The organism is Streptomyces sp. NPDC025784, from assembly GCF_055558435.1.
This window is the reverse complement of the sequence record NZ_JBVHMN010000011.1, coordinates 98,988-114,870: the sequence shown is the minus strand read 5'-3', so window position 1 is coordinate 114,870 and position 15,883 is coordinate 98,988. Positions and strand designations below refer to the sequence as shown.

Sequence of the window (15,883 nt, the reverse complement as noted above, 5' to 3'; positions counted from 1 at the left end):
CCGGGGCGGAGAAACGGCGGGCCCGCCCCGGAGTTCGCCGTCCGGGGCGGGCACGGGCGTCGGGTCACGTCAGCCCAGCGGGTGCATCCAGCCGTGCTTGTCCTCGGTCACGCCCCGCTGGATGTCCAGCAGCGCGTTGCGCAGCTTCAGGGTGACCTCGCCGGGCTCACCGTCCGAGTGCTGCCATTCGGTGCCGGACCGCTTGACGGTGCCGACGGGGGTGATGACCGCGGCGGTGCCGCACGCGAAGACCTCGGTCAGGGTGCCGTTCGTGGCGTCGTTCTGCCACTGCTCGATGGAGACGCGGCCCTCCTCGGAGCCGTAGCCGAGGTCACGGGCGACGGTGAGGAGGGAGTCACGGGTGACTCCCTCCAGGATGGAACCGGTCAGCGACGGGGTGACGATCTTGTCGCCGTACACGAAGTACAGGTTCATGCCGCCGAGTTCCTCGACCCACTTGTGCTCCACCGCGTCGAGGTAGCAGACCTGGTCGCAGCCCTTGGCGGCGGCCTCGGCCTGGGCGAGGAGGGAGGCCGCGTAGTTGCCGCCGGTCTTGGCGTCGCCCATGCCGCCGGGGACGGCGCGGACACGGTCCTCCGAGAGCCAGATCGAGACCGGCTTCACGCCGCCGGCGAAGTAGGCGCCGGCGGGCGAGGCGATCACCAGGAACAGGTACTCGTTGGCGGGCTTCACACCCAGCCCGACCTCGGTCGCGATCATGAACGGACGGAGGTAGAGGGACTCCTCGCCGCCGTGTGCGGGCACCCAGTCGCTGTCCTGCTGGACGAGCACGTCACAGGCCTCGATGAACGTCTCGACGGGAAGCTCCGGCATGCCGAGGCGGCGGGCCGAGGCCTGGAAGCGCCGGGCGTTCTTGTCGGGGCGGAAGGTGGCCACGGAGCCGTCGGGCTGACGGTACGCCTTGAGTCCCTCGAAGATCTCCTGCGCGTAGTGCAGGGTCATGTTCGCGGGGTCGAGGGAGAGCGGGCCGTACGGAACGAGCTGTCCGTCGTGCCAGCCGCGGCCCTCGGTCCACTTGATCGTCACCATGTGGTCGGTGAAGTGGCGGCCGAAGCCGGGGCTGGCCAGGATCGCCTCGCGCTCCGCGGCGGAGAGCGGACTGGCGGACGGCTTGAGCTCGATCGTGGGCTGCGTCATGAGTGGTTGTCCTTCACCGGTTGTGTGTGACGGGCCGCGCTCACGCCCGAACTGCCAGTGGCCAGTGTTAGGACGTCCGAGCATTCCCTCATTCCGCGGCTCCGCGTTCGATTATCGCGCGCGGGGCGCCGGGGACGAAAACTGCGTGAATGCGGCCCTTGGGCTTGCCCAGGGGTTGATGGTGGCACCCGGCGAGGGCATAGCAAAAGCCGCCGGGTGCGGATGCGACCCGGCGGCTCCTGTGTGAAGCGAGTGGCGGCGGGTCAGCCGGCTACTCGTACGGCGAGCGCGTCGCCGATTTCGTCGGTGCTCCGGGCGGGCTTGCCGACGCGCTCCGCGAGGTCGGCCGAGACGGCTTCCTCGATGCGGACGGCCTCCGTCTCGTAGCCCAGGTGGCGCAGCAGCAGGGCGACGGACAGGACCGTGGCGCTGGGGTCGGCCTTGCCCTGGCCCGCGATGTCGGGCGCCGAGCCGTGCACCGGCTCGAACATCGAGGGGAACGTGCCGCTCGGGTTGATGTTGCCGGAGGCGGCGACGCCGATGCCGCCGGAGACGGCGGCGGCGAGGTCGGTGATGATGTCACCGAAGAGGTTGTCGGTGACGATGACGTCGAAGCGGGCCGGGTCGGTGACGAGGTAGATCGTCGCGGCGTCGACGTGGATGTAGTCCGTGGTGACCTCGGGGAACTCCGCGGCCACCCGGTTGAAGATGTTGGTCCACAGGTGCCCGGCGAAGGTCAGCACGTTGTTCTTGTGGACCAGCGTGAGCTTCTTGCGCGGGCGGGCCTGGGCGCGGGCGAAGGCGTCTCGGACGACGCGCTCGACGCCGAAGGCCGTGTTCACGGAGACCTCGGTGGCGACCTCGTGCTCGGTGCCCTTGCGGATGGTGCCGCCGTTGCCGGTGTACGGGCCCTCGGTGCCCTCGCGGACCACGACGAAGTCGATCTCGGGCTGGCCGGCGAGCGGGGTCTCGACACCCGGAAGGAGCTTCGAGGGACGCAGGTTGACGTGGTGGTCGAAGGCGAAGCGGAGCTTCAGCAGGAAGCCGCGCTCCAGGACGCCGGAGGGGACCGACGGGTCGCCGATCGCGCCGAGCAGGATCGCGTCGTGCTGCTTGAGGGCGTCGAGGTCCGCGTCGGTGAGGGTCTCACCGGTGGCGTGGTACCGCTTGGCACCGAAGTCGAACTCCTTGGTCTCCAGCTTCACATCCTGCGGGAGGACGGCGGAGAGGACCTTCAGACCCTGGGCCACGACTTCCTGGCCGATGCCGTCACCGGGGATCACTGCGAGATTGATGCTGCGAGACATGACGGCACCGTACTCCTTGTCCCATGGGATGACACGCCATGTCCGCCATCCGGACATGGCTTTCGCCGCCACGGCCCCGCGGAACGCCGACCCGACGCCCCCCGTTCACCCTTACGTCCTGCGGCCGTTGGGGCGTCATGGGAAGTTTCCCGACATGGACACCCCTGACGTCGGCATCCCTGAACGGCTCGCGCGTCGTATGAGCATGGCCGAGCAGCACGAGTACCTGCGGACGAAGCTGACCCGCCGGCGCGCCCTGGTCACCGCGGGCGCCTTCGCGGGCGGCGGTCTGCTGGCCGGCTGCTCGCAGGGGACGGCGAGGCACACGTCCGGCCCGTCCGTGCGTGCGACGACCGGGCAGGTGCACGGCTCCGTCGTCACGCCCTTCGGCCGTCACCTGGCCTTCGGCGCGGACCCGCGGACCCAGATGCGCGTCTCCTGGCAGGTGCCGCTCGCGGTCAGGAAGCCCTACGTGCGGGTGGGGCTGACGCCCTGGGAGCTGAGCCGGAAGATCGAGGCCGAGGTCAGGCCGCTGCACACGCCCGGCCTGGCGGGTCAGCGGTTCGCGCTGGACCAGTACTACCTGCACGCGGCGCTCGACGGGCTGCGCCCCGGCACGACGTACTACTACGGCGTCGGCCACGAGGGGTTCGACCCGGCGGCGCGCGACCGGCAGGCGACGGTCGGCCGTTTCCGCACGGCGCCCGCCGCTGCCGAGAAGTTCGTGTTCACCGCCTTCGGTGACCAGGGCGTCACCCCCGAGGCGCTCGCCAACGACAAGCTGATCCTCGGCCGCCGTCCTGCCTTCCACCTGCACGCGGGCGACATCTGCTACGCGGACTCGGTCGGGCTCGGCAAGGACTCCGACATCTACGACCCCAGCGCCTGGGACCTGTTCCTCGCGCAGACCGAGTCCGTGGCGAAGTCGGTGCCGTGGATGGTGACGACCGGCAATCACGACATGGAGGCGTGGTACTCGCCGAACGGCTACGGGGGCCAGTCGGCCCGCTGGTCGCTCCCGGACAACGGCTTCGACGCGCGCAAGGCGCCGGGCGTCTACTCCTTCACGTACGGCAACGTCGGGATCGTGGCGCTGGACGCGAACGACGTGTCGTACGAGATCCCCGCCAACAAGGGCTACTCGGGCGGGCGGCAGACGGCCTGGCTCGACAAGCGGCTCGGCGAGCTGCGGCGGACGGCCGACTTCGTGGTGGTCTTCTTCCACCACTGCGCGTACTCGACGGCGACGCACGCCTCCGACGGCGGGGTGCGGGACGCCTGGGGGCCGCTGTTCGCCAAGCACCAGGTGGACCTGGTGATCAACGGCCACAACCACGTGTACGAGCGGACCGACGCCATCAAGGGCGGAAAGGTCGGCAGGCGCGTCCCGGTCGGCGCGTCGACGGACCCGACACGGGACGGGATCGTCCACGTCACGGCGGGCGGCGCGGGCAAGAGCCTGTACCGGTTCCCCACCGGGGTGAAGGACAGCTACGAGGGGAAGGTCAGGAACCGCGAGTCCGTCGAGACCTTCCACTGGACCGGCTCCCGGCAGCAGGAGGCCGAGACCGTGGAGTGGTCACGGGTGCGGTACACCGGCTTCTCCTTCCTCTCGGTGGAGGCGGAGGCGGGCACCACTCCCCGGCTCAGGGTGTCGGCGCTCGCTCAGAGCGGCGAGCGCATCGACCACTTCGAGGTGCGGCGCGGCGCGTGAGCCCCGCGCCGCACCCCGTGCGGGTGCGGCTCCCGGTACGTGGCCCGGCCGTCGGCCGGGGCGTGCGGTCGGCTCAGTGGCCCGTCTCGCCGCCGTTGTCCCGGCGGTCGAGGGCACGCTGGAGGGCCGCTGCTGCGTTCTTGCGGTCGGAATCGCTCGTACGGGAGATGTGGCGGACTCGGCGGACGGTCGTCTCGGCCATGATGAATCGACTCCTTTGCCTCCGGACGCGGTGGTCCGGAAGTGCGGTGAGGGATTTACGAGACGCCGGATGGGGCGGGGAGCGGTGCCGCAGGGGTTGCCTGCCAGGGGCTCCGGCTCACGACCGCCATTCGCTGGGTCGAGCGAGACGTTCGGCTCCTACAAAACTAGGCGAGGAGCAGGCATCTGTCTCCACAGTTAGTCGGACTTCCTACTATCTGAGACAGCGATTCGGGTCACACCGCTCTGACCTGCACTGATCCCACTGGTCACATCGCTCACGGATGGGTGCGGCCACGGGGTGGCCGCCACCCGCCCGGTGTGACGTCAGAGCACGTCGCCGTCGCGCCAGTCGAAGATCAGCTCGTGCGCGGGGTCGAGGGGGCCCGCCGACGAGGGGCGGACGAAGGCGGCCCCCTCCTCCTCCGGCAGGCGCACCACGCCGTCCGGGCCGAGCACGCAGATCCGGCCCGGCCAGACCTGCCAGCCACGGGCCGCGTAGAGCGCGGCGCCCTCCTCGCTCGCGGAGAGCGCGCCCAGTGCGTACGCGCCGTCGACGATGCGCTCCAGCTCGGCCATCACCCGCCCGCCCAGGCCCGTGCGCCGCACGTCGGCGCGCACACCGACCGCCTCCACGTATCCGGTGCGCAGCGAACGGCCGCGATGCAGGACGCGGCGCTGGACCACCGAGCCGTGGGCGGCCAGGCCCCGCGCGTCGTGCACGAGGACGTGGAGGCCGCCGAGTCCGTGGTCCCAGTCGTGGTCACCGAAGCCCCCGTCGAAGGCGCCGTCCAGGAGCTCACGGACGGCACGGAGGTCGCCCGGGGCGAGATCCGCGGTGTGGGCCGTGCGCAGTCGGGTGGCCATCGGGCCAGTATCGCCCGGGAGTCGACCGCATATCGGTCTAACCCTCAAAAGCGTCTTGACCGGTTAGCCATGAGTGTGGTGAGGTGATCTCACCACCAAGGAGAACTTCAGGGGTTAGGGGAACCGTCATGACCGCGCACCGGATCCACCACCGCACCACCACCGTCCGAGGCCTGGAGATCGCCTACCGGGAGGCGGGCCCCGCCGACGCCCCCGTCCTGCTCCTCCTGCACGGCTTCCCGACCAGCTCGCACATGTTCCGGGACCTCATGCCGCTCCTCGCCGACCGCTATCACCTCGTGGCCCCCGACCACATCGGCTTCGGCCGCTCGGCGACGCCCGCCGCCGACGAGTTCCGCTACACCTTCGACCGACTGGCCGAGATCGCCGGCGAGTTCACCGAGCAGCTCGGGCTGAAGGAGTACGCGCTCTACATCCAGGACTACGGCGCCCCGATCGGTCTGCGCCTGGCCCTCGCGCACCCCGAGCGGGTGACCGCGATCATCACGCAGAACGGCAACGCGTACGAGGAGGGCCTGGGCGCCGACGCGTGGGCACCGGTGCTCGCGCTGATCGCACGGCGCACGCCCGAGACGGAGGCGCCGGTCCGGGAGATCAGCAGCCCGGACGGCATCAAGTGGCAGTACCTGCACGGCGTCCCGGACCCGACGCTCGTCAGCCCCGACGCCTACGAGCACGACGCGGCCCGCATGGCCCGCCCGGGCCAGAGCGAGATCCAGCTCGACCTGATCTCCGACTACGGCTCCAACTTCGCCCTCTACCCGGCGTTCCACGAGTACTTCCGCGACAGCCAGGTCCCGCTGCTCGCCGTCTGGGGCGCGCACGACGAGATCTTCGTCCCGGCGGGCGCCCTCGCCTTCCGGCGCGACCTCCCGCAGGCCGAGATCCACCTGCTCCCCGCCGGCCACTTCGCCCTGGAAACGCACGCGGGCCAGGCAGCCGCCCTGATCGGCGACTTCCTGGCCCGGCATGTCCGGTAGCGGTCAGCCCATGTGCGGGTAGCCGTAGTCGGTCGGCGGCACCAGCGTCTCCTTGATGGCGCGGGTCAGCGTCCAGCGCATCAGGTTCTGCGGGGCACCGGCCTTGTCATTGGTGCCGGAGGCACGGCCGCCACCGAAGGGCTGCTGGCCGACGACGGCACCGGTCGACTTGTCGTTGATGTAGAAGTTGCCCGCGGCGTAGCGGAGCTTCTCCATCGTGTACGCGGCGGCCGCGCGGTCGCCGGAGATGACCGAGCCGGTGAGCGCGTAGTCGGACGCCGACTCCATCTGGGTCAGCATCTCGTCGTACTTGTCGTCCTCGTAGACGTACACGGCGAGGAAGGGGCCGAAGTACTCGGTCGTGAAGACCTCGTTCTCCGGGTCCGAGCACTCGACGACGGTCGGGCGCACGAAGTAGCCGACGGAGTCGTCGTACGTGCCGCCCGCGACGATCGTGCAGGCCGGGTCGGACTTCGCGCGGTCGATGGCCGCCTTGTTCTTGGCGAACGAGCGCTCGTCGATGACCGCGCCGATGAAGTTCGACAGGTCCGTGACGTCACCCATGGTCAGGTAGTCGACCTCGGCCGCGAACTCCTCCTTGAAACCGGAGTTCCAGATGGAGGCCGGGATGTAGGCGCGGGAGCTCGCCGAGCACTTCTGGCCCTGGTACTCGAAGGAGCCGCGGGTCAGTGCGGTCTTGAGAACCGCGCGGTCCGCCGACGGGTGGGCGACGACGAAGTCCTTGCCGCCGGTCTCGCCGACCAGACGCGGGTAGGAGCGGTACTTCTCGATGTTGTTGCCGACCGTCTTCCACAGGTACTGGAAGGTCTTGGTCGAGCCGGTGAAGTGGATGCCGGCGAGGTCGCGGTGCTCCAGGGCGACCTTGGACACCTCGATGCCGTCACCGGTGACGAGGTTGATGACGCCCTTGGGCAGGCCCGCCTCCTCCAGGAGCTGCATCAGCAGCACGGCGGCGTGGGTCTGCGTCGGGGACGGCTTCCACACGACGACGTTGCCCATGAGCGCCGGAGCGGTGGGCAGGTTGCCCGCGATCGCGGTGAAGTTGAAGGGCGTGATCGCGTAGACGAAGCCCTCCAGCGGACGGTGGTCCATGCGGTTCCACACGCCCGGGGAGTTCGCCGGCGGCTGCTCGGCGAGGATCTGCCGGGCGTAGTGGACGTTGAAGCGCCAGAAGTCGACGAGCTCGCAGGGGGTGTCGATCTCGGCCTGCTGGGCGGTCTTCGACTGGCCGAGCATCGTGGAGGCGGCCAGCGTCTCGCGCCAGGGGCCGGCGAGCAGCTCGGCGGCGCGCAGGATGATCGCGGCGCGGTCGTCGAAGGACATCGCGCGCCAGGCCGGCGCGGCCGCGAGGGCGGCGTCGATGGCGTCCTGCGCGTCCTGCTGGGTGGCGTGCGCGCCGGTGCCGATGACGGCCTTGTGGTTGTGCGGCTGCACGACCTCGAAGCGCTCACCGCCGCCGAGCCGCTTCTCGCCGCCGATGGTCATCGACAGCTCGATCGGGTTCTCGGCCAGCTCCTTGAGCTTGGCCTCCAGGCGGGCACGCTCGGGCGAGCCGGGGGCGTAGCCGTGCACCGGCTCGTTGACGGGGGTGGGGACCTGGGTCACAGCGTCCATGTGTTCCGTACTCCTTAGTGAGCGGGTGGTTCGGGCTCAGCCCTTGGTGAGGATCGAGCGGGCGAAGAAGAGGAGGTTGGCGGGCTTCTCCGCGAGGCGGCGCATGAAGTAGCCGTACCAGTCGGTGCCGTACGCGGTGTACACACGCATGCGGTGCCCCTCGGCGGCGAGCCGCAGGTGCTCGTCGCTGCGGATGCCGTACAGCATCTGGAACTCGTACTCGTCCAGTTTGCGCCCGGCCTTGCGCGCGAGCTCCTGAGCGATGGAGATGAGCCGCGGGTCGTGCGACCCGATCATCGGGTACCCCTCGCCCTCCATCAGGATCTTCAGGATGCGCACATACGCCTTGTCGGTCTCCGCCTTCTGCTGGTAGGCGACCTCGGCGGGCTCCTTGTAGGCGCCCTTCACCAGGCGTACCCGGCTGCCGCTCTCGGCGAGACGGCGGGCGTCGGCCTCGGTGCGGAAGAGGTAGGCCTGGATGACGCAGCCGGTCTGCGGGAAGTCCTTCCGCAGCTCCTCGTGGATGGCGAACATCGAGTCGAGGGTGGTGTGGTCCTCGGCGTCCAGCGTGACGGTGGTGCCGATGGCGGCGGCGGCCTCGACGACGGGGCGGACGTTGGCGAGGGCGAGCTCGTGGCCGCCCTCCAGCGCCTGGCCGAACATCGACAGCTTGATGGACATCTCGGCCTTGGTGCCGAGGTCGAGCTGCTTGAGGCGCTCGATCAGGTCCAGGTAGGCGTCACGGGCCGCGGTGGCCTGCTCGGGGGTCGTGATGTCCTCGCCGACGACGTCCATCGTGACCTCCAGGCCCTTGCCCGTGAGGTCCCGGATGATGGGGACGACCTGGTCGACGGTCTCGCCGGGTATGAAGCGGTCGACGACCGGCTTGGTCACCGGGGCCGCCGAGATCAGACGGCGCATCTTGTCGCTGCGCGAGGCGGCGAGAATCACGGGACCCAGCACGGGGCACCTCCACAACAAAGCCAGCAGGAGGCCGAATCCCGACCATTCGGGTACGGCACGGAGAACCACCGTGAAACCTATGGATCGCTCCGATCCTCTGCCATCGACAGCTGTCACGCATCCGTGCCCTGGATCTCAGACATATGTATGAAGGCCGCGCGAAAATGCGGGAGAATGCCCGGGTGACGGGTGAATACAGAGGGGACTACCAGGAGCTGGTCGACGAGATCTCGGCACTGCTCGGCGTGCCGGCGACGCTGGAGAACCGGGACTTCGAGCTCATCGCCTTCGGCGCCTACGACTCCGAGGGCGAGCTCGATCCGTCGGCCCTGGACCCCGTGCGCGCCCGTTCGATCCTCACGCGCCGCTCCACCGCGGCGGTCCGCACCTGGTTCGAGGGCTTCGGCATCACCCGCGCCACCGGTCCGGTGCGTATCCCGCCCACCCCGGAGGCGGGCGTGTACCGCGGAAGGATCTGTCTGCCCGTACGCCATCGGGGTGTCGTCCTCGGCTACGTCTGGCTCCTCGACGACGACCCCGGTCCCACCGCCGCCCAGCTCGCCGCCGCCATGGAGGTCGCCTCCCGCATCGGCGCCCTGCTCGCGGACGAGGCGCAGGCGGGCGCGGACCTCACCCGCGAGCTGCGCGCGGTGCTCACCGCGGAGCGCGGCTGGCAGCGCGACATGGCCGTCGCCGAACTGCGGTCGGCACTCGGCCCGCGCGCCGACGTCCTGCACACCGTCGTCTGCGTGGCGCCGTGGCCGTCGGCCGACCCGGACGACGCCCCCTCCGCCCGTACGGTGCCGGGCGCGACCGCGCTGTGCACGGTCCCGTGGGGTGGGGGCACCTCCGGCGCCACCAAGGCAGGGGACACCGGGCAGAGTCTGGCGCTGCTGGTGCGGCTGAGGTCCGCCGACGTGCTCTCCCCGGCGCTGACGGCGGCCTCCCGGTTCGTCCGGGAAGCGGAGGGCGGGCGCGGGGAGAGCGGGCCGCCGGCGGGCGGTCCGGACGCGACGCGCGGGGAGGACGGACGGCTCCCGGGCGCCGCGGAGGGCGGACGGACCAGGGCCGGCGTGCGCGGCGGGCAGGGCCGGGCCGCGGCCGGGGTCGCCGTCGCCCGCGTGGGTCTCGCGGACCTCGGGGCCGCCTGGCAGGAGGCCTCCGCCGCCGCCCGTGCCGTTCTCGCCGAGCCGCGGCTCGGCCCGGTCGCCGAGTGGGCGTCCATCGGCCCCTTCAGGCTGCTCACCTCCCTTCCCCCGGAGGTGGCCCACGACCCCGTGGTGCAGGTGCTGCTGGCGCCCGCCCACCGCGAACTGGCGCGCACGGCCGAGGTGTTCCTCGACTGCGCGGGCCAGGCCGGCCGTACCGCCGCCGAACTGGGCGTCCACCGCCAGACGCTCTACTACCGCCTGTCCCGGGTCGAACAGCTCACCGGCCTGGACCTGGACGACGGCGAGGACCGGCTGCTGCTGCACATGGCCCTGAAGGGGGCCCGGCTGTAGGGGCCGTGCGGGCCGGTACGCCGTCAGGGGCCCGCCAGCAGGTCGCCGACGGCCGCGATGCCCTCGGTGATCGCCCGTTCGCCCACGTCCCCGAAGCCCAGGACCAGCCGGGGCGGCTCGCTCGCGCCGGTCGAGCGGCACGGGCTCATGCCGTAGAGGCCGACGCCGCGTTCCCGCGCCGCGGCCACGACGGCCCGCTCGTCGGCATCCGGGGCGAGGTGCGCGACCGCGTGGAAGCCGGCGGCGAGGCCCGTGAGACGCACCGCGGGGGCATGCTCGGCGAGTGCCGAGACGAGCGCCGCGCGCCGGGCCGCGTAGACCGTCCGCATGCGGCGCAGATGACGGTCGTGGCGGCCGGACTCGATCAGCCGGGCGAGGGCCAGTTGGTCGAGCGTCGGGGAGCCGCGGTCGGTGAGGTGCTTGGCCCGGGTGAGCGGGTCGGTGAGCGCGGGAGGACAGAGCAGCCAGCCGATGCGCAGCGCCGGCGCGAGGGACTTGCTGACGGTGCCGACGGAGACCACCCGGTCCGCGGCGAGCCCCTGGAGCGCGCCCACGGGCTCGCGGTCGTAGCGGAACTCCGCGTCGTAGTCGTCCTCGACGACGTACGCGTCCCGTCGTGCCGCCCAGTCGACGAGGGCGAGCCGGCGCCCGGGGGCGAGGACCACGCCGGTCGGCCACTGGTGGGCCGGGGTGACGATGACGGCCCGCGCTCCGGTCACGTCGAGCGCGGCGACGTCGACGCCGTCCTCGTCGACCGGGACGGGCACCGCCGTCAGGCCCGCCGCCTCGGCCGCCGCCGTCGCCGTGGCGGGCGCGCCCGGGTCCTCGTACGCCACGACGCGCACGCCGGTCCGGGCCAGGGCGTGCAGGGCGAGGCCCAGGCCCTGCGCGTAGCCGGAGCAGACCACGATCCGTTCGGGGTCGGCCGCCGCGGCCCGCACCCGGCGCAGATAGCCGGCCAGCACCTCGCGCAGGACCGAACTCCCGCGCGGATCCCCGTAGTCGAGGTCGGAGGTCGGCATGGCCCGGCCCGCCTCGCGCAGCGCCCAGAGCCAGTCGGTGAGGGGGAAGCCGCCGAGGTCCGGTACGCCGTGGCGGAAGTCGGCGATGAGCCCCGGGACCGCCGGGGGCGCGGAGACCGGCGCGGAGGGCACGTGGGCGACCGTCGCGACCCGGGTGGCGGAGCCGACACGGGTCACCAGGTAGCCCTCCGCCTGGAGTTGGGCGTAGCAGTCCTGGACCAGACCTCTGGACAGGCCGAGCGTGCGGGCCAGTTCGCGGGAGGACGGCAGGCGCTCACCGGGGCCGAGGCGGCCGGTGCGGATCGCGTCGCGGACCTGGCGCTCCAGCTGGGCACGCAGGTGCTCGCCGCTGTCCCGGTCGACGGACAGGAGCAGTTCGGGTGACAGACCGGCCCACTGCAACGGCATGGAATTGGAGCTTACCGGCGGTCCGGCGCGCGCCTAGCGTCGTTCTCATGACGACTACCGCGACGACTTCCCCGGCCCGCCCGCGTCTGGTCACCCGTCCGCTGCTGCTCCGCTTCGTGAGCATGGTCGGCGCCTCGACCGGCTTCTTCCTGCTCCTGTCGGTCGTCCCCCGCTATGCGACGGCGTCGGGCGCGGGCCCGGCCACCGGCGCGCTGATGCTGTCCACGGTCCTCGGCGAGCTGGCCGCCCCCCGTTTCGTGGCCCGTTACGGCCACCGGTTCGCGCTGGTCGTCGGGCTCGTGCTGCTCGGCGCACCCGCCCTGTTCCTGACCCTCTCGCAGGACCTGGCATGGATCGTGGCCGTGTGTCTGGTGCGGGGCCTCGGCTTCGCGCTCACCCTGGTCGCGGGCGGGGCGCTGACCGCGTCGCTCATCCCGGCCGAGCGGCGCGGTGAGGGGCTGGCCCTGGTCGGAGTGGTCTCCGGCGTCCCCTCGCTGATCGCCCTGCCGCTGGGCGTGTGGCTCGCCACGCACGTCGGGTACACGCCCGTCGCGATCGCCGCGGGTGTGGCGGCGCTGGCCTCCGTCGCCTCCGTGCCGGGTCTGCCGGGCCGTCAGGAGCCCGCGCCGGGTGGGGAGAAGCCGGTGGGTGTGGTGGCCGGCCTGCGCACCGGAGGCCTGGTGCGACCCGCCGCGGTCTTCGCGGTCACGGCCGTCGCAACCGGCATCGTCGTCACGTTCCTGCCGCTCGCGGTGCCCGCCGCGCTGGACGGCGTGGTCGCGGTCGCCCTCTTCGTCCAGCCCGCCGCGTCGACGGCGGCACGCTGGGCGGCGGGCCGCCACGCCGACCGGCACGGGCCCGCGCGGCTGGTGCTGCCCGGTCTGGTCCTGTCCGTCGTGGGCATGCTGGTCACCGCCGCGACCGGCAGTGCGGTCGCCGTACTCGCCGGCGTCGCCCTGTTCGGCGTCGGCTTCGGCATCGCCCAGAACGCCACCCTGACACTCATGTACACACGGGTCACCGCGTCCGGGTACGGCACCGTCACCGCGCTCTGGAACCTCGCGTACGACGGCGGCATGGGCGTCGGCGCGGTCGGCTTCGGAGCGCTCGCCGGGTGGACGGGCTACTCCTGGGCGTTCGCGCTCACCGCCGTGCTGATGCTGGTGGCACTGGTGCCCGCCGTGCGCGACCGGCGGACGGAGGCACCCGCGCGGCCGTCGTGCTGAGCACGCCGTGCCGAGGCCCCCGGGTGCCGGGGGCCCGCCCGGACGACCTCAGCCGGACGCCGTCTCCCCTCGGCCTTCGGCCTTCGCCGCGCCGTCGAGCACCCGTCGCAGGCCCTCGGTCAGCTGCTCGGCGGTCGTCGCCGAGTCCGCGTCGAAGAGCCACTGCACGCTGAGTCCGTTGAGCAGGATCTGGTAGAAGCCGCCCACCGTGCGCAGCGTCTCCTCGTCCACGTCGTCCTCGGATCCGCCCATGAGCAGGGGGACGAGGCCGCGGCGCCCCTCGTCCGAAGCCTTCACCAGGTGATCGCGGACCGTGGGCAGCCGGTCGGTGTTGGTGATCACCTCGAAGGTGAGCATCCAGATCGCGCGGTCCTCGACGAAGGACCTGGTGACGTTCGCCCAGACCTCCTGGAAGCGGGCGAGGGAACCCGGCTCCCCGACGGCCCCGCCCGCGCCGATGGATTCGAACGTCCCGCCGACGTCCGAGATGAGTTCGACGTAGGCCTGGGCGAGGAGCGTGTCCTTGGAGCCGTAGTGGTACCCGATGGACGCCAGGTTCGTCCCCGACTCCTTCACGATGTCGCGCGCCGTGGTGCGCACGAACCCCTTCGCCAGCAGGCAGCGCTTGGCGCCTTCGAGCAGATCCTCACGGTGTCCCATGCGGGTCAGCGTACCCCGATCCACACAAGCGTCCCATACGAGCGTCTCAAACCAACGTCCTATACGCTCGTACTAGACAAGCGTTTAAGACGTGCGTACAGTCACTGCCATGACGAACCCGAAGAGCACGACCGCCTCCGCGTCCGGCACCCTCGCCGGCCGCCGCGAATGGACCGCCCTCGGCGTCCTGATGCTTCCGCTGCTCCTGGTCTCCATGGACGTCTCGGTCCTCTACTTCGCGATCCCCGCGATCAGCGCGGACCTGGAGCCCAGCGGCACCCAGCAGCTCTGGATCTTCGACATCTACGCGTTCGTGCTCGCGGGCCTGCTGATGACGATGGGCTCCCTCGGTGACCGCATCGGCCGCCGCAAGCTCCTGCTGATCGGTGCCGCCGCCTTCGGCACGGCCTCCGTGATCGCCGCCTACGCCGACAGCGCCGAGATGCTGATCGCCGCCCGCGCGGTCCTCGGCATCGGCGGAGCGACCCTGATGCCGTCGACGATGGCGATCATCCGCACGATGTTCACCGACCCCGGACAGCGCGCGAAGGCGATCGGACTGTGGTCCGGCGTCATGACCGGCGGCGTCGCGCTCGGCTCGGTGATGAGCGGCGTCCTCGTCGAGTACTTCTGGTGGGGCTCGGTCTTCCTGGTCAACCTGCCCGCGATGGCACTGCTGCTGATACTCGGCCCGATCCTGCTCCCCGAGTCCAAGGACCCGAACCCCGGCCGCTTCGACCTGCTCGGCGTGCCGCTGTCGATGGCCGCCGTCCTCCCCGTCATCTACGGCATCAAGGAGATCCCCTCCGAGGGCTGGAACGTCCGCTACGTCGTCTCCATCACCGTCGGCCTGCTCTTCGCCGCCCTCTTCGTCCACCGCCAGCGCACCACGAAGTCCCCGCTCATCTCCCCCGCCCTGTTCCGCGGCCGGGGCTTCGCCCCCGCGGTCGTCCTCAACCTGGTCTCGTCCTTCGGGATGATGGGATCGGCGTTCTTCACCACGCAGTACCTCCAGTCCGTGCTCGGCAAGAGCTCCATGGAGGCCGCGCTGTGGGCGCTGCTCCCCACCGTCCTGGTCGGCGTCGCCGCGCCGGTCGCCGCGCAGCTCGTGCAGAAAGGCGTGCACCGCGCCCACGTCGTCTCCGGCGGCTTCGTCACCGCCGCCTGCGGCTACGCGCTGCTGGCCCTCGCCGGCACCGACTCGATGTGGCTCGTCCTCGCCGGCGCCGGTGTCCTCGCCTCCGGCATCGTCACCGTGATGTCGCAGATGATGGACCTCGCCCTCGGCACGGTCCCCGTCGGCAACGCCGGTGCCGCGTCCTCCCTGCTGGAGACGGGCGCCGAGTTCGGCGGTGCGCTGGGCATGGCCGTACTCGGCTCCATCGGCACCGCGGTCTACCGGCACGACATGCCCTCCGGGGTTCCGGCCCCCGCCCACGAAACCCTCGGCGGCGCGCTGGCCGTGGCCCGGCAGCTCCCCGGCGACACCGGCCAGGCACTGGCGACGGCCGCCCGGGAGGCCTTCACCCACGGCATGCAGGCGGCGGCGATCGCGGGCACGGTGCTGCTGCTGGGGGCGGCGGCCCTGGCCACCGCGACCCTGCGGAAGGTGCACGTCCGGGAGGCCGAGACCCCGGACGCCACGCACCCGGAGGCGGAGGGAGCGACCGCCTGACGCGGTCCACCGAGCACGTTCCGCGAGGGGCCCGGACCACCGGAGGGTGGATCCGGGCCCCTCGCGTGCGCGGCAGCGGACCCCTCGTCCCCGGAGACCCGCCCCTCGGTGGCCGGCGCGCGGGGCGCGCCAGGCCGGAACGGATCAGAACGGGTCGGAACCGCGGTGCTCCGGCCGCCACCTGCCGGGACTCGTCGTCCTGGTCGCCACCTACCGGGGCCCGTAGGCCGGAGCACGTGGGCAGGAGCCCGCAGGCCGGAGCGCCTGGGCCGGAGCACATAGGCCAGAACGCCTGGGCCGGAGCCCGTAGGCCGGAGTACCTGGGCCGGAGCACGTAGGACGTAGCCGTCGCGCCGGTCGCCGCCCGCCGAGCGCGCCATCGGTCGGAGTGCACCGGCCGGAGTCGCCGCTTCCGGTCGCCACGCCTGAGGACCCGGCCGGCCCCGGCGCACAGGCCGGAGCCGCCGCTCCCCCTCGCCGCCCCCAGGGCCCGTCGGTCCGAGTGCGCCGGTCGGAGCCTTCCTGTCCGAGACGCGTGCCAGGA

At 71.9% G+C, this 15,883-nt stretch carries 13 protein-coding genes; 5 read left to right on the top strand and 8 right to left on the bottom strand.

Annotated features, from left to right (window positions below):
* Window positions 1–69: 69 nt before the first annotated feature.
* Window positions 70–1,158 carry a branched-chain amino acid aminotransferase gene (locus ACZ4IF_RS24660; protein ID WP_467566256.1) on the bottom strand — a complete coding sequence of 363 codons (1,089 nt, stop codon included), beginning with the start codon at window positions 1,156–1,158 and terminating at the stop codon, window positions 70–72.
* A gap of 263 nt (window positions 1,159–1,421) precedes the next feature.
* On the bottom strand, window positions 1,422–2,465 hold the full coding sequence (locus tag ACZ4IF_RS24655; protein WP_467566253.1) for a 3-isopropylmalate dehydrogenase: 1,044 nt from the start codon (window positions 2,463–2,465) through the stop codon (window positions 1,422–1,424).
* A 154-nt stretch (window positions 2,466–2,619) separates the two neighbouring features.
* Between ACZ4IF_RS24655 and ACZ4IF_RS24650 the strand changes: the two genes are divergently transcribed.
* The gene (locus ACZ4IF_RS24650; RefSeq protein ID WP_467566251.1) at window positions 2,620–4,179 is read left to right on the top strand and encodes a purple acid phosphatase family protein; all 1,560 of its coding nucleotides are present in this window, start codon (window positions 2,620–2,622) and stop codon (window positions 4,177–4,179) included.
* Window positions 4,180–4,252: 73 nt separating this feature from the next.
* Here ACZ4IF_RS24650 and ACZ4IF_RS24645 read toward each other — a convergent pair whose 3' ends face one another.
* Both ACZ4IF_RS24645 and ACZ4IF_RS24640 read right to left on the bottom strand, forming a co-directional pair.
* A complete protein-coding gene (locus ACZ4IF_RS24645) occupies window positions 4,253–4,381 on the bottom strand; it encodes a hypothetical protein (protein ID WP_095936841.1) in 129 nt (42 codons plus the stop codon).
* A gap of 326 nt (window positions 4,382–4,707) precedes the next feature.
* Complete coding sequence (locus ACZ4IF_RS24640; protein WP_467566248.1) at window positions 4,708–5,247, bottom strand: GNAT family N-acetyltransferase; 540 nt, start codon at window positions 5,245–5,247, stop codon at window positions 4,708–4,710.
* Between the two features lie 128 nt (window positions 5,248–5,375).
* Between ACZ4IF_RS24640 and ACZ4IF_RS24635 the strand changes: the two genes are divergently transcribed.
* Window positions 5,376–6,248 carry an alpha/beta fold hydrolase gene (locus ACZ4IF_RS24635; RefSeq protein WP_467566246.1) on the top strand — a complete coding sequence of 291 codons (873 nt, stop codon included), beginning with the start codon at window positions 5,376–5,378 and terminating at the stop codon, window positions 6,246–6,248.
* Between the two features lie 3 nt (window positions 6,249–6,251).
* Here ACZ4IF_RS24635 and pruA read toward each other — a convergent pair whose 3' ends face one another.
* Window positions 6,252–7,883: an L-glutamate gamma-semialdehyde dehydrogenase gene (pruA, locus tag ACZ4IF_RS24630; RefSeq protein WP_467566243.1), complete on the bottom strand. Its 1,632-nt coding sequence runs from the start codon at window positions 7,881–7,883 to the stop codon at window positions 6,252–6,254.
* Between the two features lie 36 nt (window positions 7,884–7,919).
* Window positions 7,920–8,846: a proline dehydrogenase family protein gene (locus ACZ4IF_RS24625; protein WP_467566240.1), complete on the bottom strand. Its 927-nt coding sequence runs from the start codon at window positions 8,844–8,846 to the stop codon at window positions 7,920–7,922.
* A gap of 164 nt (window positions 8,847–9,010) precedes the next feature.
* Between ACZ4IF_RS24625 and ACZ4IF_RS24620 the strand changes: the two genes are divergently transcribed.
* On the top strand, window positions 9,011–10,348 hold the full coding sequence (locus ACZ4IF_RS24620) for a PucR family transcriptional regulator (RefSeq protein ID WP_467566237.1): 1,338 nt from the start codon (window positions 9,011–9,013) through the stop codon (window positions 10,346–10,348).
* A 23-nt stretch (window positions 10,349–10,371) separates the two neighbouring features.
* On the opposite strand, the gene pdxR is transcribed toward ACZ4IF_RS24620, so the two are convergent.
* Complete coding sequence (gene pdxR, locus ACZ4IF_RS24615) at window positions 10,372–11,778, bottom strand: MocR-like pyridoxine biosynthesis transcription factor PdxR (protein WP_467566234.1); 1,407 nt, start codon at window positions 11,776–11,778, stop codon at window positions 10,372–10,374.
* Between the two features lie 47 nt (window positions 11,779–11,825).
* On the opposite strand from pdxR, the gene ACZ4IF_RS24610 reads away from it, so the two are divergent.
* The gene (locus tag ACZ4IF_RS24610; RefSeq protein WP_467566231.1) at window positions 11,826–13,004 is read left to right on the top strand and encodes an MFS transporter; all 1,179 of its coding nucleotides are present in this window, start codon (window positions 11,826–11,828) and stop codon (window positions 13,002–13,004) included.
* 48 nt (window positions 13,005–13,052) lie between these two features.
* On the opposite strand, the gene ACZ4IF_RS24605 is transcribed toward ACZ4IF_RS24610, so the two are convergent.
* On the bottom strand, window positions 13,053–13,664 hold the full coding sequence (locus ACZ4IF_RS24605) for a TetR/AcrR family transcriptional regulator (RefSeq protein ID WP_467566228.1): 612 nt from the start codon (window positions 13,662–13,664) through the stop codon (window positions 13,053–13,055).
* A gap of 109 nt (window positions 13,665–13,773) precedes the next feature.
* On the opposite strand from ACZ4IF_RS24605, the gene ACZ4IF_RS24600 reads away from it, so the two are divergent.
* Window positions 13,774–15,339: an MFS transporter gene (locus tag ACZ4IF_RS24600; protein ID WP_467566225.1), complete on the top strand. Its 1,566-nt coding sequence runs from the start codon at window positions 13,774–13,776 to the stop codon at window positions 15,337–15,339.
* Window positions 15,340–15,883: the final 544 nt, after the last annotated feature.

Bases quoted from the DNA above. Each gene is read 5' to 3' on its own strand.
- ACZ4IF_RS24660 (WP_467566256.1), bottom strand. From the start codon at position 1,158: ATGACGCAGCCCACGATCGAGCTCAAGCCGTCCGCCAGTCCGCTCTCC.
- ACZ4IF_RS24620 (WP_467566237.1), top strand. From the start codon at position 9,011: ATGCGGGAGAATGCCCGGGTGACGGGTGAATACAGAGGGGACTACCAG.
- ACZ4IF_RS24650 (WP_467566251.1), top strand. From the start codon at position 2,620: ATGGACACCCCTGACGTCGGCATCCCTGAACGGCTCGCGCGTCGTATG.
- ACZ4IF_RS24635 (WP_467566246.1), top strand. From the start codon at position 5,376: ATGACCGCGCACCGGATCCACCACCGCACCACCACCGTCCGAGGCCTG.
- ACZ4IF_RS24655 (WP_467566253.1), bottom strand. From the start codon at position 2,465: ATGTCTCGCAGCATCAATCTCGCAGTGATCCCCGGTGACGGCATCGGC.
- ACZ4IF_RS24605 (WP_467566228.1), bottom strand. From the start codon at position 13,664: ATGGGACACCGTGAGGATCTGCTCGAAGGCGCCAAGCGCTGCCTGCTG.
- ACZ4IF_RS24640 (WP_467566248.1), bottom strand. From the start codon at position 5,247: ATGGCCACCCGACTGCGCACGGCCCACACCGCGGATCTCGCCCCGGGC.
- pruA (WP_467566243.1), bottom strand. From the start codon at position 7,883: ATGGACGCTGTGACCCAGGTCCCCACCCCCGTCAACGAGCCGGTGCAC.
- ACZ4IF_RS24610 (WP_467566231.1), top strand. From the start codon at position 11,826: ATGACGACTACCGCGACGACTTCCCCGGCCCGCCCGCGTCTGGTCACC.
- ACZ4IF_RS24600 (WP_467566225.1), top strand. From the start codon at position 13,774: ATGACGAACCCGAAGAGCACGACCGCCTCCGCGTCCGGCACCCTCGCC.
- pdxR (WP_467566234.1), bottom strand. From the start codon at position 11,778: ATGCCGTTGCAGTGGGCCGGTCTGTCACCCGAACTGCTCCTGTCCGTC.
- ACZ4IF_RS24645 (WP_095936841.1), bottom strand. From the start codon at position 4,381: ATGGCCGAGACGACCGTCCGCCGAGTCCGCCACATCTCCCGTACGAGC.